Source organism: Arthrobacter sp. 01N442, assembly GCF_056399345.1.
The window spans coordinates 415778-431017 of sequence record NZ_JBFTRD010000002.1 but is presented as its reverse complement, the minus strand read 5'-3'; the positions used below and the strand labels follow the sequence as shown (position 1 = coordinate 431017).

12 protein-coding genes are annotated in these 15240 nt (G+C 69.0%); 8 read left to right on the top strand and 4 right to left on the bottom strand.

The features are described 5' to 3' along the window. Positions 1 to 78: 78 nt before the first annotated feature. Entirely contained in the window at positions 79 to 1359 is a 1281-nt protein-coding gene (gene serS, locus AC1DNC_RS04400; protein ID WP_476861330.1) for a serine--tRNA ligase, read from the top strand. A 93-nt stretch (positions 1360 to 1452) separates the two neighbouring features. After that, positions 1453 to 2301 (top strand): HAD family hydrolase, encoded by an 849-nt coding sequence (locus tag AC1DNC_RS04395; protein ID WP_476861329.1) that lies wholly within the window; start codon positions 1453 to 1455, stop codon positions 2299 to 2301. A 73-nt stretch (positions 2302 to 2374) separates the two neighbouring features. On the opposite strand, the gene AC1DNC_RS04390 is transcribed toward AC1DNC_RS04395, so the two are convergent. Continuing rightward, positions 2375 to 2974 carry a hypothetical protein gene (locus tag AC1DNC_RS04390; protein ID WP_476861591.1) on the bottom strand — a complete coding sequence of 200 codons (600 nt, stop codon included), beginning with the start codon at positions 2972 to 2974 and terminating at the stop codon, positions 2375 to 2377. 115 nt (positions 2975 to 3089) lie between these two features. Between AC1DNC_RS04390 and AC1DNC_RS04385 the strand changes: the two genes are divergently transcribed. Beyond that, positions 3090 to 5567 carry a phosphoketolase family protein gene (locus tag AC1DNC_RS04385; RefSeq protein WP_476861328.1) on the top strand — a complete coding sequence of 826 codons (2478 nt, stop codon included), beginning with the start codon at positions 3090 to 3092 and terminating at the stop codon, positions 5565 to 5567. On the opposite strand, the gene AC1DNC_RS04380 is transcribed toward AC1DNC_RS04385, so the two are convergent. The 3 genes from AC1DNC_RS04380 to AC1DNC_RS04370 form a co-directional block, all read right to left on the bottom strand. After that, positions 5539 to 6363 (bottom strand): DUF429 domain-containing protein, encoded by an 825-nt coding sequence (locus tag AC1DNC_RS04380; RefSeq protein ID WP_476861327.1) that lies wholly within the window; start codon positions 6361 to 6363, stop codon positions 5539 to 5541. The two genes, AC1DNC_RS04385 and AC1DNC_RS04380, sit on opposite strands and share 29 nt — an antisense overlap. Before the next feature lie 3 nt (positions 6364 to 6366). Continuing rightward, entirely contained in the window at positions 6367 to 7692 is a 1326-nt protein-coding gene (locus AC1DNC_RS04375; RefSeq protein ID WP_476861326.1) for a carboxylesterase family protein, read from the bottom strand. A gap of 119 nt (positions 7693 to 7811) precedes the next feature. After that, the gene (locus AC1DNC_RS04370) at positions 7812 to 8303 is read right to left on the bottom strand and encodes an inorganic diphosphatase (protein WP_056736593.1); all 492 of its coding nucleotides are present in this window, start codon (positions 8301 to 8303) and stop codon (positions 7812 to 7814) included. Positions 8304 to 8454: 151 nt separating this feature from the next. Here AC1DNC_RS04370 and dacB point away from each other — a divergent pair, with 151 nt between their 5' ends. From dacB to ftsH, 5 genes are all read left to right on the top strand, one after another. Beyond that, positions 8455 to 9969 carry a D-alanyl-D-alanine carboxypeptidase/D-alanyl-D-alanine endopeptidase gene (gene dacB / locus AC1DNC_RS04365; protein WP_476861325.1) on the top strand — a complete coding sequence of 505 codons (1515 nt, stop codon included), beginning with the start codon at positions 8455 to 8457 and terminating at the stop codon, positions 9967 to 9969. A gap of 150 nt (positions 9970 to 10119) precedes the next feature. Further along, on the top strand, positions 10120 to 11241 hold the full coding sequence (locus AC1DNC_RS04360; RefSeq protein WP_476861324.1) for a zinc-dependent metalloprotease: 1122 nt from the start codon (positions 10120 to 10122) through the stop codon (positions 11239 to 11241). A 98-nt stretch (positions 11242 to 11339) separates the two neighbouring features. After that, the gene (gene tilS, locus AC1DNC_RS04355) at positions 11340 to 12377 is read left to right on the top strand and encodes a tRNA lysidine(34) synthetase TilS (RefSeq protein WP_476861323.1); all 1038 of its coding nucleotides are present in this window, start codon (positions 11340 to 11342) and stop codon (positions 12375 to 12377) included. 29 nt (positions 12378 to 12406) lie between these two features. Beyond that, complete coding sequence (gene hpt, locus AC1DNC_RS04350; protein ID WP_146336115.1) at positions 12407 to 12958, top strand: hypoxanthine phosphoribosyltransferase; 552 nt, start codon at positions 12407 to 12409, stop codon at positions 12956 to 12958. A 212-nt stretch (positions 12959 to 13170) separates the two neighbouring features. Beyond that, a complete protein-coding gene (gene ftsH, locus AC1DNC_RS04345) occupies positions 13171 to 15237 on the top strand; it encodes an ATP-dependent zinc metalloprotease FtsH (protein WP_476861322.1) in 2067 nt (688 codons plus the stop codon). Positions 15238 to 15240 lie beyond the last annotated feature (3 nt).

The window sequence follows — 15240 nt, the reverse complement described above, 5'->3', positions numbered from 1 at the left end:
GTTGCTCCAACACTATCCCGCGAGTTCGCCGCGGCAGCACTGCCGGAGGGCGGCCCCCGGATTCGATACTCTTATCTGGTGATCGACGTAAAAGACCTCAGCGAAAATCCGGACAAGTTCCGTGCCAGCCAGCGCGCCCGCGGTGCCGATGAATCCGTGGTGGACGCGATCATCGCCGCGGACGCGGCCCGGCGCGCGGCACTGATCCGTTTCGAAAACCTGCGGGCCGAGCAGAACGCCTTCGGCAAGAAGGTGGCGCAGGCCAAGGGCGAGGAAAAGCAGGCCCTGCTCGCCGAGGTCAAGGTGCTCGCGGCCTCGGTCAAGGAAGCCTCAGCCGAAGCCGACGTCGCCCAGGCCGCCCAGGAGGAGCTCCTCCGCGGCATACCCAACCTGGTCGAAGACGGCGTCCCGGCCGGCGGCGAGGACGACTACGTCGTGGTGAAGACCGTCGGGACGCCCCGCGAATTCCCCGACTTCGAGCCGAAGGACCACCTCGAAATCGGCGAGCTGATTGGCGCGATCGACATGGAACGCGGAGCCAAGGTCTCCGGTTCACGCTTCTACTTCCTGCGCGGCGTCGGTGCCCGGCTCGAGATGGCCCTCTTGCAGATGGCCATGGAGCAGGCCATCGACGCCGGCTTCGTCCCCATGATCACCCCGACGCTGGTCCGGCCCGAGACCATGCAGGGCACCGGATTCGACGTCAAGCACGACGCCGAGATCTACCGCCTCGCCGAGGACGACCTCTACCTGGTTGGCACCTCCGAGGTGGCCCTCGCCGGCTACCACGCAGACGAAATCCTGGACCTCAGCGGCGGCCCGATCCGCTACGCGGGACAGAGCTCCTGCTACCGGCGCGAGGCCGGATCGCACGGCAAGGACACCCGCGGCATCATCCGCGTCCACCAGTTCAACAAGGTGGAGATGTTCATCTACACCTCGGTCGAGGAGGCGGCAGCCGAGCACGCCCGCCTGCTGGCCTGGGAAGAGGAAATGCTGGCCAAGTGCGAGCTGCCCTACCGCGTGATCGACACCGCCGCGGGCGACCTTGGCACCTCGGCGGCCCGCAAGTTCGACTGCGAAGCCTGGGTTCCCACGCAGGGCGCCTACCGCGAGCTGACCTCCACCTCCAACTGCACCACCTTCCAGGCACGCCGGCTCAACATCCGCGAACGCGTGCTGAACGAGGAAGGCGCACCCAAGGGAACCCGCGCGGTGGCCACCCTCAACGGCACCCTCGCCACGACCCGCTGGATCGTCGCCATCCTCGAACACCACCAGAACCCTGACGGCTCGGTCAACGTCCCGGCGGCGCTGCAGAAGTACCTCGGCGGGATGACGGTGCTCCCCGTCCTCTAGGCCACCGGCCGTCGGCAGCTGTTCACCAACGCTTCATGCCTTGCTGTGGCGCGCGTCCTAGCAGCTGTCGGGGGTGTCTGCTCTACTTATTGGATGACTACATTGACTGAAGCCTCAGTCGCTGGCAACGATGACCAGCGAGATGCAAACGACAAAATGATGATCGCCCTCGACGTCGACGGAACACTCGTCGACCACGACGGGCACATGTCCGTCCCCGTGCGGGAAGCGGCCCAGGCTGTCGTGGCCGCCGGGCACGAGGTGATGATCGCGACGGGCCGCTCGCTCAACGCAACCCTGCCCATCATCGAGCACATCGGCATTGAAAGCGGCTACGCTGTCTGCTCCAACGGCGGCGTCACGCTGCGCGTGGATTCCGGCCTCGCCGACGGCTACGAAGTGCTGCACAAAGCCACCTTCGACCCCGGCCCGGCGCTCCGGGCGCTGCGCAAGCGGCTGCCCTCGGCCAAGTACGCGCTTGAGGACGAGAACGGCAACTTCCTCTCCACCGAACGCTTCCAGGACGCCAGCTTCGGCGTCGAAGCAATCGGCGTCGACTTCCAGACCATGCTGGAGGCCACCGCCGTGCGCGTCGTGGTGTTCAGCTCCGAGAACACGCCCGAGGAATTCAACGCAGCGATCCGCCACGTTGGCCTCGCGGGTGTCACCTACTCCGTCGGGTGGACGGCGTGGCTGGACATTGCCGCTGCCGGCGTCACCAAGGCCAGCGCCTTGGAACAACTGCGCGGACGGCTGAGCATCGAGGCGCACCGAACGGTCGCCGTCGGCGACGGCCGGAATGACATCGAGATGCTCACCTGGGCACGCCGCGGCGTGGCGATGGGCCAGGCCCCGGCCGAGGTGATTGCCGCCGCCGACGAGGTCACCCACTCGGTGTACGACGACGGCGCCGCCCACGTGCTGCGCAGCATCCTGCTCTAAGGACGCCGGCTCCACCGCGGCGCGGAACCTCCGGCCCGGAACCTGAGGGCGGAACGCCGGCGCGGGATCCGGCCTAGCGGACTTCGAGGATCAGGCCCAGCAGCCGGGCGGCGGCGGGCCGGGCCGCGTGCTCCTCGTTCCACTGCGCCCGGGCCACCGCCTTGCTGACGGCCTGGGTGGTGATGCCCAGTTCCTCGGCCACGGCTTTCTGCTGCCCGCGCACACCGGGGGTAAGCAGGTCCAGCACCCGCCACTCGGCGGCGCTGCGGTCGTGCACGATGTGGCCTAGCAGCCGCAGCACGGCCTCGGCTTCGGCGGCAAGGTCCGCCAGGGGCCCTTCCACCGCCACCGGGATGCGTTCCTTGCCGTTCCTGAGCCGGTCCACGGCGCGTCGGGCGTAGACCAGGCCGTGCCCTGAGGCGTCCTTGATCTGGTTCGGCAGCGGTTCGTTGACCGGGCCGACGCCGATCCCGACATACCAGGCGCCGGTCCGCAGGGCGATCAGCGCCGCCTCGACGGCTTGGCGGGGGCAGTCCAGGATGCCCTGGACCTCGTCCTCCACCGACCGGTCGAAATCGAGGCGCGCCGGAATGTGCCGCAGGTCCTTGAGGAGCTGCGGCACACGGTCGCCGTCGCGCCGGCTGTCGGTTTGGTTGATGGTCAGCGTGAACATACTGGATGCCACACTACCGCGTGGCTAAGGGGAGGCAAGTACCCGTTGCGGTCCCCGTTACCGGTCCGCCGCAGCCGGCACAACACCCCGGCGGGCTTGTCTCTGACCCCGGGAGATGTTGCGATGGGGGGACACGCTGCCGACGGCGGCACGGACCGGGCGGAGTGCATCAGTGGCTGATGGGTTGGAACAGGGGACAGGGCAGCGGACGGTGCCGGCGGGGCGCGCGGACGAACTTGAACTCGTGGACCGGTGGTGGCGGGCCGCCAACTATCTCTCGGTAGGCCAGATCTATCTGCGCTCCAACCCGCTGCTGCGCGAACCGCTCAGCGCCGGGGACACCAAGTCCCGCCTGCTTGGGCACTGGGGCACCACCCCGGGCCTGAACTTCATCTATGCGCACCTGAACCGCGTCATCCGCCGCGACGCCCAGGAGATGCTGTTCGTCGCCGGCCCCGGCCACGGCGGACCGGCCGTGGTGGCGAACGCCTGGCTGGAAGGGACTTACTCCGAGATCTACAGCAACGTCGGCCCGGACGAGGACGGCCTGGCCGAGCTGTTCCGGCAGTTCTCCTACCCCGGCGGCATCCCCAGCCACGCCGCCCCGGAAACCCCGGGCTCCATCAATGAGGGCGGCGAACTCGGGTACTCGTTGGCGCACGCCTACGGCACGGTGTTCGACAACCCCGAGCTGATCACCGCCGTCGTGATCGGCGACGGCGAGGCCGAGACCGGGCCGCTGGCCGCCAGCTGGCACTCACACAACTTCCTGGACCCGGTGCAGGACGGGGCCGTGCTGCCCATCCTGCACCTGAACGGCTACAAGATCGCCAACCCCACGATTCTCGCGCGCATGCCGGAGGCCCAGCTGGAGCAACTGCTGCGCGGCTACGGGCACACGCCGCACTTCGTGACCGTCGCCGATCCGGAGGACACCGCCGCGGCGCACCGGGATTTCGCGGCGGTGCTGGACGACTGCCTGGCCGAGATCCGCGCCATTCAGGCAGCCCGCAGGGACGCAACAACCACCGCCGGCGACGACGCTCCCGCCGCCGCGTGGCCGATGATCGTGCTCCGTTCGCCGAAGGGCTGGACCGGCCCGAAAACGGTCGACGGGCTGCAGGTGGAAGGCACCTGGCGCAGCCACCAGGTGCCCCTCGCCGAAGTCCGCACCAACCCCGCGCACCTGGCGCAGCTGGGCCGCTGGCTGGAGTCCTACCGCCCGGCGGAGCTGTTCGACGAGGGCGGCCGGCTCCGGTCCGACGTCGCCGCCAACGCCCCCGACGGCGATCTGCGGATGAGCGCCACCCCGCATGCCAACGGCGGCGTCCTGTTGCGGGACCTGAAACTGCCCGGCTACGCCGACCATGCGGTGGATGTTGCCCAGCCGGGCCGGGAACGGGTCAGCGCCATGATCACCCTCGGCGGCTGGCTGCGGGACGTGATAGCGCTGAACCCGGAGACGTTCCGGCTGTTCGGCCCGGACGAGACGGCGTCCAACCGGCTCCAGGACGTCTACGAAGTGACGGACAAGGTCTGGCAGTACCGGATCGAGCAGGTCGACGAGCATCTGGCCCGGGCCGGGCGCGTGATGGAGGTCCTCAGCGAACACCTCTGCCAGGGCTGGCTGGAGGGCTACCTGCTGACCGGCCGGCACGGCGTGTTCAGCTGCTACGAGGCGTTCATCCACATTGTCGATTCGATGTTCAACCAGCACGCCAAGTGGCTCAAGGTGCACCGGGAGCTCCCGTGGCGCCAGCCCGTCGCCTCGCTGAACTACGTCCTCTCCTCGCACGTCTGGCAGCAGGACCACAACGGGTTCTCGCACCAGGATCCCGGCTTCATCGACCACGCGGTGAACAAGAAGTCCGAGGTCATCCGGGTCTACCTGCCGCCGGACGCCAACACCCTGCTCTCGGTCATGGAGCACTGCCTTGGCTCGCGGGACTACGTCAACATCGTCGTCAGCGGCAAGCAGCCCTCACCCACCTGGCTGGGCCCGGCCGAAGCCTCGCACCACTGCCAGCGCGGCCTGGGGATCTGGGAGTTCGCCGGGTCCGAGGTCCCCGGCGAGGAGCCCGACGTCGTGCTGGCCTGCGCGGGCGACGTTCCGACGGTGGAGACCGTGGCGGCAGCCGAACTGCTCAAGGAGGGGGCGCCCGGGCTGAAAATCCGGGTGGTGAACGTGGTGGACCTGATGCGGCTCCAGGACGCGGCCGAACACCCGCACGGGCTCTCATCCCGGGACTTTGACGGCATCTTCACGGCGGACAAGCCGATCATCTTCGCCTACCACGGCTATCCGTCGCTGATCCACCGGCTGGCCTACCGCCGTACCAACCAGGAGGGCCTGCACGTGCGCGGCTACAAGGAGGAAGGCACCACGACGACGCCGTTCGACATGGCCATGCTCAACGGGATCGACCGGTACCAGCTGGCCATCGACGCAATCGACCGGGTTCCGGGCCTGGCGGAGCGGCACTCGCTGCTGCGCCAGTCGCTGCAGGACCGTCGTATCCGGGCGCACAACCACACCCGGGAGCACGGCGAGGACGCGAAGGAGATCAGCGGCTGGACCCTGGGCGGCCGGTAGCCTCTCCGTGCCACTCACCGTGCCACTCTCCGTGCCTGGGGGCCGTGCCGTTGAGCGCGGCCAGCCCCCCGATCGGCAGGTGGATCCAACCCTCGGTCAGGGCAGCTTTGGCGTGCGCGGCGTCGGTACGGATCGTGGCGCCGATGGCCACGGCCCGTGCCGTGAGGGAGGCGACCAAGGCGTCGAACATGTCATCCGAGCCGGCCAGACGGTCCTCGTGGCCGGCCAGATCCAGCCAGGGTGCTGCCTGCCGGAGCCCGTCGAGGAGCTCGCCCAGCCGCTGCGTTTCCGTGCCGCCGCGGCCCTTGTAGCCGCGGGCGAGCAGGCCCCAGGATTTCAGGGACGCCGCGGGGTAGACCTCGGCCAGCCTGCCGCTGCCGTCCCGCGCCTGGGCCCCGTGGCCACCGGCGATTTTGGCCTGGATGACGGCGCAACGCATGGCCGGGTGCGCAAGCCGGTCGGCGGAGACGCTGAGCGGGATCAGGCCGGTCCTGGCGGTGACGAAGCGGTCCGTGTCGCGGTAGGCCAGCAACCTGCGGCCTTCAATGCCGTCATAGTCCAGCACCGGGTGCGGCTCGCCGGCCAGGTGCGCTGCGATGAAGGGCAGGAAGGCATCCGGCCAACCCACGGGGCAGTCGATCCCGGCCATGTCGGCCGCGCCGAAGAGCCGCACCACCTCGTCGTCGTCGACGTCCAGGTCCAGGTGCGCCAGGCGGGCGGCGCCGTTCTTCCATTCGATGACGGCGGCCGCGGTCTTCTTCATGGCCGCTGCAAGGTCGACGCCGAGGGTCAGCATGGTTCAGACCCTGCGGTAGCGGAGGCCGCCGGGGATCATGCCGTCGTCGTCCAGCCCGTCGCCGGACGCGAACCGGGCCCACAGGGCGCGCAATTCCTTGCCGGTGACGTTGATGTCCTCCCAGCTGGCCCCCTCCAGCAGCCCCGCCCCGGCCCAGGTCTGCTCGTCGCCGAACAGCAGCGGCAAATCCACGGTGTGCGCGGCCCCGTAGCGGTTTCCCGGAGCGGCCCAGGACAGCAGATAGCGGTAGGCCGTGCCGCCGGCCCGGGCATGGCGCCGGGCGAATCGCCTGGCCGCCCGGCCGTACACCGCCTCCGTCACGGCCCAGTTGATGGCCCTGACGACGGCGGTCCCGAGTACCGGGATCCCTGAAACCCGGCTGACCGCGGGGTTGCGCGGCAGGAACATCCGGGCTTCCTCGGAGGTGTGCCCGATCAGGACCTCGATCCCGGCTGCCGTGGCGTTCCAGGCGGCCTCAATGCCGGACTCCGGCGGCAGCGGAGCGTGCCCGTACTGGGTGCCGAAGGGCATCGCCGCGATCAGCCCGAACTTCCGGGCCACTTGCGACACGTGCCCCTCGATCTCCACAACGTCCATCGCCGGGGTGTCCTCGGTGACGGCTTCCGCGGCCACGCCCATGGCGCGGCTCATCTTGTCCCGGCCGCGGGTGATGCCCAGCGGCGCGCTCTGGATGATGGCCCGCCGGAAGAGCGTGGGTGCCTCCGGCGTCGCCATCAGGTGGGCGACGGCGTCCCCGCCGGCAGACTGCCCGAAGGCCGTGACGTTTCCCGGATCGCCGCCGAAAGCTGAGATGTTGCGCTGCACCCAGCGGAACGCCTCGAGCTGATCCAGCAGCCCCAGGTTCGCGGGCCGGCCGGTGCCGGTTGCCAAGTAGCCGAACAGGCCCAGCCGGTACGTCACGGAGACCACAATGACGCGGTTTTCGGCGACGAGGGCGCGGGGATCGAAAATCGCCAGGTCGCCGGAGCCGGACGTGTAGGAGCCGCCGTGCAGCCACACCATGACCGGCACGCGTTCGCCGTCGCGCAGCTCCGCCGGCATGGTGACGGAGAGCCGCTGGCAGTCCTCGCTGCCCGGCAGTTCCCCGTAACGGGTGCCGAGGATGTCGTCCAGGAACGGGACCGGAGCCTGCGGGCAGGCCGGGGAGAGGGTGGTGGCCGCGAAAGCCTCGCGCCAGTCGGGCGCGGCCGCCGGAGGCTGGAAACGCGCCGCGGTGGCGTAGGGGATGCCGGTGGCACGCACGACGTCGCCGTCCCGCCACCCGGTGACCGGGCCGCAGGGCGGGCTAAAGCTGGGATCCGCAGGCATGAACCAACGATTTCACACTTTCCTGAGCCGCGACTGGTAAAGCGCGGACGTACACATGAGGCCCCAAAATCCGGAGATTCGGGGCCTCAAGTTCACGCCCCAGGGGCGCGGGCGGGGGACTAGTGTCCGGCGCCCGGGACGAAGCGCTTGATCGACGCTTCGAGTTCGGCTTCGGCTGCGGCGCGGTCGCCCCAGCCCTCGGCCTTGACCCACTTGCCCGGCTCCAGGTCCTTGTAGCGGGTGAAGAAGTGCTCGATTTCCTTGATCAGGAACTCGTTGACATCACTGATCTCGTTGATGTGGTCGAAACGGGCGTCGGCCGGCACGCAGAGGACCTTGGCGTCCCCGCCGCCGTCGTCGGTCATGTTGAACACGCCGATCGGGCGGGCCTCGACGATTACGCCCGGGTAGAGGTCGAAGTCCTGCAGGAGCACCAGGGCGTCCAGCGGGTCGCCGTCCTCGCCCAGGGTGTTCTCGAAGAAGCCGTAGTGCGTGGGGTACTGCATGGAGGTGAACAGGACGCGGTCCAGGCGGACGCGGCCGGTCTCGTGGTCGACTTCGTACTTGACGCGCGATCCCTTGGGGATCTCGATGGTCACGTCATGCTTCATGGAATGCTCCTCGACGGATTCAGGGGGTGCGCGGCACACAGGGCGTCCAAAAAACAGCGCCGGTGCCGCCGACTATTATTGAGGATATAGCGACAGGCCCTGGTTTCAGGAACTAGTGGGGACATTTCGGGACTAAAGGACCAGCAGCAGCATGAAACGCAGAACGAGCCATGAGGGCACGGCTCCGGCGCCCGGAAGGATCGGGCGGATCTTCCCGATGCTGCTCCTGACCCTGGTAATCCTGGCGCTCGCCGTCCCGGCAGGCATGGCGGTCAGCCCCGGATTCCGCGGACCGGCGCCCGTTCCCGAGCCCGCCGCGGCCGGTCCCTGGCAGCAAATGCCCGCGAGCCTCAGCGCGCCCGACGGCGGTGCGGGAACCGCGGGCGGCATGACACCGCTCAGTGACGCGGCGCCGCTGCCGGATGCCGCCAGGCTGGCCGTCCTGCTCGGTGCCACCCTCAAGGCCGACGGCGCGGGGTCCTTCAGCGGACTCGTCCAGGACGCCCGCACCGGCAAGGTGCTCTTCGACCGGTCCGCCGCCGAGGTCCGCGCCCCCGCCTCGAACATCAAGCTCCTGACCGCCGCCGCCGCGCTGCGGACCCTTGGCCCGGACCGGCGCTTCAGCACCAAGGTCGTGGCCGGCAGCACGCCCGGCACGGTGGTGCTGACCGGCGGCGGAGACGTGCTGTTGGGCGCGGGCAAGTCCGCTGCCGATGCCGTCCTGGGCCACGCCGGGCTCGCCAGCCTCGCGCAGTCCACCGCCGACGCACTGCGGAAAGCGGGCGTCTCCGGCCCGGTGTCCGTGCTGCTGGATGATTCTCTGTTCAGCGGCCCGTCGCTGAACCCGGCGTGGAGCCCAGACGACGTGGCCGCCGGCGAGGTGGCGCCGCTGTTCCCGCTGGCACTGAACTCCGCCCGCTTCGACCCCGCCGTCACCGCCGGACCCCGCCCCCGGGATGCCGCCATGAGCGCTGCCGAGGCGTTCGCGGCCCGGCTCTCGGCGGCCGGCGCCGGTGCGGGATTTAGGGTGCGGGCCGGCGTCGCCAGGCTGGCGGCCGCGCCCAAGCCCCCCGCGTCCCCCAGCAGCCAGGCCGGGAAAGTCCTGGCGGAAGTGCAGTCCGCCACCGTCAGCCAGCAGGTGGACCTGATGCTGCGCACCTCGGATAACTACCTCACCGAGGTGATCGGCCGCATGGTGGCCGTGGCCAGCGGCAAACCGGCCAGCAACGACGGCGCCCGTGCCGCCGTGCTGCAGCAGCTCAAGGAACTGGGAATACCGCTGGCCACCCTCCGGATGGCCGACCTGGCCGGGCTCACCCTCGAGAACAAGGTCTCCGCGCGGCAGATCTCCGCCGTGGTCCGCGCCATGACCACCGGCACGGACACCCGCCTCCGCTCCGCCCTGGCCGGTTTCCCCGTGGCCGGGCTGACCGGAACGCTCGGCAGCCGGTACATGGACACCAGCACCTCCCGGGGCGCGGGCCTGGTCCGCGCCAAGACCGGAACGCTGAACACCGTGATCGCCCTCAGCGGCTACGTCGTGGACGCGGACGGACGGTTGCTGGTCTTCTCCTTCATCGGCAACGGCCTCACCCCGGGGGCTGCCGGGAACAAGGTGGCGCTGGACCGGACCGCCTCGGTCCTGGCCGCCTGCGGATGCCGCTAGGGCCCCCGCCGATTCGACGGTTCCCTGCGCACAAGACGGTTCGAAACGTCGATCCTGCAGGGAACCGTCGAACCGGCCGGCGCCGGCTGCCCGTTCGCCGCCCGACGAATTTAAGGCGCACCCCGGGCACGCTGTGATCTGATGGGGGCTATGGAGTCCTCTTCGCGCGAGACATCACCGGACACGAAATCCCAGGCCCAGGCCCTGATCAACTGGGACCTCGCCGCGTCCACGGCCGCACGCCTCACCCCGGCCGGGCCGTCGCTGGGGTCCAAGGAGATCGGCGCCGCCGTCGAGAACCTGCGCCTGATGGCGGACATTTCGGTGCCGCACGTTCATGACATCACCGGACTCGAGGCCGCCCGGGACCTCCGGGACTCGTCCGTGCTGGTGGTGGACCGCGCCTCATGGGCCAAAGCCAACACGCAGAGCTTCGCCGTGATGCTCCAGCCCGCCATCGAAAAGATGCTCGAAGGCCGCCGCGGAACCGTGACCCCGGGAGCCGCGAGCGTCGGCGGCGCAATCACCGGCAGCCAACTGGGCGCGATCCTGGCCTTCCTCTCCAGCAAGGTCCTGGGCCAGTACGACCCGTTTTCCGCGCTCGCCGAGAACTCCACCGCCCCCGCCGCCGGCCGGCTGCTGTTGGTGGCGCCCAACATCGTCGCGGTGGAACGTGAGCTCAATGTCGCTCCCGAGGACTTCCGGCTCTGGGTGTGCCTGCACGAACAGACCCACCGCGTGCAGTTCGCCGCCGCGCCCTGGCTGCGGCACCACATGCTGGAACAAATCGAAGACCTCAGCCAGCACCTGCTGGGCAACGTCGACTCGATCATGGAGGGGGCCGCGAGGGCCCTCAAGGACCGGTCCGGCAACGGGGCCGCTCCCGGCCGCGGGGCAATCCTGGATCTGCTGCAGGACCCCGCGGAACGGGCCGCGATCTCACATCTCACCGCCGTCATGAGCCTGCTGGAAGGCCACGCCAACGTGGTGATGGATGCGGTGGACGCCAGCATCGTGCCTTCGGTCAAAACCATCCGGCAGCGCTTCAACGCCCGCGGCAAGGACCGCGGCACCATCGAGAAGTTCATCCGCAGCCTGCTCGGCCTCGACGCGAAGATGCGGCAATACACCGACGGCGCAAAATTTGTCCGCGAAGTGGTCGACGCCGCCGGCATGGAAGGCTTCAACAAGGTCTGGGAGTCCGCCGACCGCCTTCCCACCGAACCCGAAATCCACGACTCCAAGCTCTGGCTCGAACGGATGGGGCTCTAGACCACGTGGCACCAACCACCCCACCGTCCCTTCCGGCGGCTTCCGGCGGACGACGTCGGCCCGGCCGGCTGGCGCCCGTCGTCGGCAAGGCGCGGAAAATGCTGCAGAACGCCCTCGCCGACGCCGGCTACCCCGGGCGGGTGCTGGTGGCGTGCAGCGGCGGCCCGGACTCGCTGGCTCTTGCGGCCGTCGCGGCCTACTTTGGCCGCCGCGGGCACGTTGACGGGCACCCGATCTCCGTCGGCGCCGTCGTGGTCGACCACCAGTTGCAGCCCGGCTCCGCGGCCGTGGCGGCGGCGACCGTATGGACGCTGGAGGAGCTGGGGCTGGACCCCGTCCAGCTCCGGACCGTTGACGTTGCCGCCACCGGGATGGGCCCGGAGGCCGCCGCGCGGGACGCCCGGCACGCAGCCCTCGAGGCCGCCGCCGACGATACCGGCGCCGCGGCCGTCCTGCTGGGCCACACCCTGGATGACCAGGCCGAACAGGTCCTGCTGGGACTGGCCCGCGGCTCCGGAACCCGCTCGCTCGCCGGGATGCGGCCGGTGCGGGGCCGCCTGCTCCGCCCGTTCCTGGGCCTGCGCCGGGCCGAAACCCTGGAAATCTGCGCGGTCGAGGGACTGGACCCGTGGCACGACCCGAGCAACGAGGACCCCGCCTTCGCCCGCTCCCGCACCCGGGTGGAGGTGCTGCCGATGCTGGAAGAAAAGCTCGGGCCCGGCGTCGCGGAGTCGCTGGCCAGGACGGCGTCGATCCTGCAGCTCGACGCCGATTACCTCGAGGATGTGGCCAACGACACTTATCTCCGGCTGCAGAGCCGTTCGGGGACAGACCTCAGCCTGCCCGAGGCCGAGCTTCGCGAACTGGCACCCGCGCTCAGGTTCCGGGTGATCGCGAAGGCCGCCGCCGCCGTCGGCGGTCAACAGCCCAGCTACCAGCGGCTGCTGGCCGCCGAAGCGTTGCTGCGCCGGCAGGGATCCGCCGGACCGGTGGAGCTGCCAGGCGGCGTGAGCGTGTACCGGCTTTCGCTCGCGGAACTGCTCGCAGCCGAACAGTCCGGCCCCGCCGGCGTTCCCCGTGAGGGCGCCCGCTGTGGGAAGCTTGTATTCCGGCCTCAAAAACCGCCCCAAGAATAGTCGCACCCGCATCTACACAGGAGCCATTGGTGGATTCAAACGACGTCCAGGCAGACCTCAAGCACGTTCTCTACTCCAAGGAGCAGATCCAGACCAGGATCACTGAACTCGCTGCCCAGATCGACAAGGACTACGAAGGACGCGATCTGCTGATCGTCGGTGTGCTCAAGGGTGCGGTCATGGTCATGGCGGACCTGGCCCGTGCGCTGCACAGCCACGTCTCGATGGACTGGATGGCCGTCTCCTCCTACGGCTCGGGCACCCAGTCCTCCGGCGTGGTCCGCATCCTCAAGGACCTCGACACCGACCTGATGGGCAAGGACGTCCTGATCGTCGAGGACATCATCGACTCCGGCCTCACGCTCTCCTGGCTCAAGACCAACCTGGAGTCCCGCGGCCCGGCCTCGGTGGAAATCTGCACCGCGTTCCGCAAGCCCACCGCCGCGAAGGTCCAGATCGACGTCAAGTACGTCGGCTACGACATCCCCAACGAATTCGTCGTCGGCTACGGCCTGGACTACGCCGAAAAGTACCGCAACCTCGACTTCGTGGGCACCCTCGCACCGCACGTCTACGAGTAAACGTAGACTGCCTCGGGCGAACTCCCTCCGGCTCGACGCTGAGCCTGGCCTGCACCCGCACAGCCCTCCGCTACGCCGACAGGGAACTTTTAGCCATGACCGTGCGTGACTTACTGCGACGGTGTATAGCTAGAACCTGACGCAGCACCACACGCGCGCAGATCGGTCGCCGTGCAGCACTACCAGGAGGGACGGGGCGAGCCCCCGATCAGATGAAAGCTAAGAGTTTCTTCAAGGGCCCGGGCATCTGGATTGTCGTTGTTATCGGCATGCTCCTGCTGGCCTTTGCCACCCTGGCCCCGGGCGGCTCCGTCCGGATCGACACGGACCGGGGCCTGGCGCTTTTGGCCGCCAGCGACAAGGTCGAGCAGGCCAAGATTTTCGACGCCGAGAACCGCGTGGACCTGGTGCTGAAAAACGACATCCAGATTGACGGCCAGGACAAGGGCAAGAACGTCCAGTTCTACTTCGTCAACGCCCGTGCTGCGGACGTCGTCAAGGCCGTGACCGCGGCGAAGCCGCCGAGCGGTTTCACCGACCAGCCGGTGGAAAGCAACTGGTTCTCCGGCCTGTTCTCCCTGCTGGTCCCGGTGCTGCTCCTGGGTGTCCTCTTCTGGTTCCTGCTCTCCCGGATGCAGGGCGGCGGCTCCAAGGTCATGCAGTTCGGCAAGTCCAAGGCCAAGATGGTTAACAAGGACATGCCCCAGGTGACCTTCGGCGACGTCGCCGGCGCCGACGAGGCCGTCGAGGAACTCCAGGAAATCAAGGAATTCCTTCAGGAACCGGCCAAGTTCCAGGCCGTGGGCGCGAAGATCCCCAAGGGCGTGCTGCTCTACGGCCCTCCCGGCACCGGCAAGACGCTGCTGGCCCGCGCCGTCGCCGGCGAGGCCGGCGTGCCGTTCTTCTCCATCTCCGGTTCCGACTTCGTGGAAATGTTCGTCGGCGTGGGCGCCTCCCGCGTCCGCGACCTGTTCGAGCAGGCCAAGGCCAACTCGCCCGCCATCATCTTCGTGGATGAGATCGACGCCGTCGGCCGTCACCGCGGCGCGGGCATCGGCGGCGGCAACGACGAACGCGAGCAGACCCTCAACCAGCTCCTGGTCGAGATGGACGGCTTCGACGTCAAGACCAATGTCATCCTGATCGCGGCCACGAACCGGCCCGACGTGCTCGACCCGGCCCTGCTGCGCCCGGGCCGCTTCGACCGCCAGATTTCGGTCGAGGCGCCGGACCTGATCGGCCGCGACCAGATTCTGAGGGTGCACGCAAAGGGCAAGCCGATGGCTCCCGGCGTCGACCTCAAGGCCGTCGCAAAGAAGACCCCCGGCTACACCGGCGCCGACCTGGCGAACGTACTCAACGAAGCCGCCCTCCTGACGGCGCGCTCCAACGCCAACCTGATCGATGACCGCGCCCTCGACGAGGCGATCGACCGGGTGATGGCCGGTCCGCAGAAGCGCAGCCGCGTCATGAAGGAACACGAGCGCAAAGTCACCGCCTACCACGAGGGCGGCCACGCCCTCGTTGCGGCGGCACTGCGCAACTCGGCCCCGGTCACCAAGATCACCATCCTGCCGCGCGGCCGCGCCCTCGGTTACACCATGGTGGTTCCGGAGAACGACAAGTACTCCGTGACCCGCAACGAACTGCTGGACCAGATGGCGTACGCCATGGGCGGCCGCGTGGCCGAGGAACTCGTCTTCCACGACCCCTCCACCGGCGCCTCGAACGACATCGAAAAGGCCACCGGGATCGCACGCAAGATGGTCACCGAGTTCGGCATGAGCGAACGCGTGGGTGCCGTGCGCCTTGGCCAGGGCGGCGGCGAGCCGTTCCTGGGCCGCGACGCCGGCCACGAGCGCAACTACTCGGACCAGATCGCCTACGTCGTGGACGAGGAAGTGCGCCGCCTGATCGAGGGTGCGCACGACGAGGCCTACGCGATCCTGACCGAGAACCGCGACGTGCTGGACCAGCTCGCACTGGAACTGCTGGAACGCGAAACCCTGAACCAGGCCGAGATCGCCCAGGTCTTCGCTGACATCCGCAAGCGCGATTTCCGCGAAATCTGGCTCTCCAAGGAGAGCCGGCCGATCCAGGCCGTCGGTCCGGTGGAGTCCCGCCGTGAGAAGGCCGAACGCGAAGCCCAGGAAGAAGCCAAGGAAGCCCGGCTCGAGGAGCCGCTCGACACCCGCCCGCCGCACGCCCAGGGCGTACCCGGACAGGAGTCGTTCCAGGACGGCGTCACGGATCTCGGGCCTGACGTCCATCCCGGCTAGGCT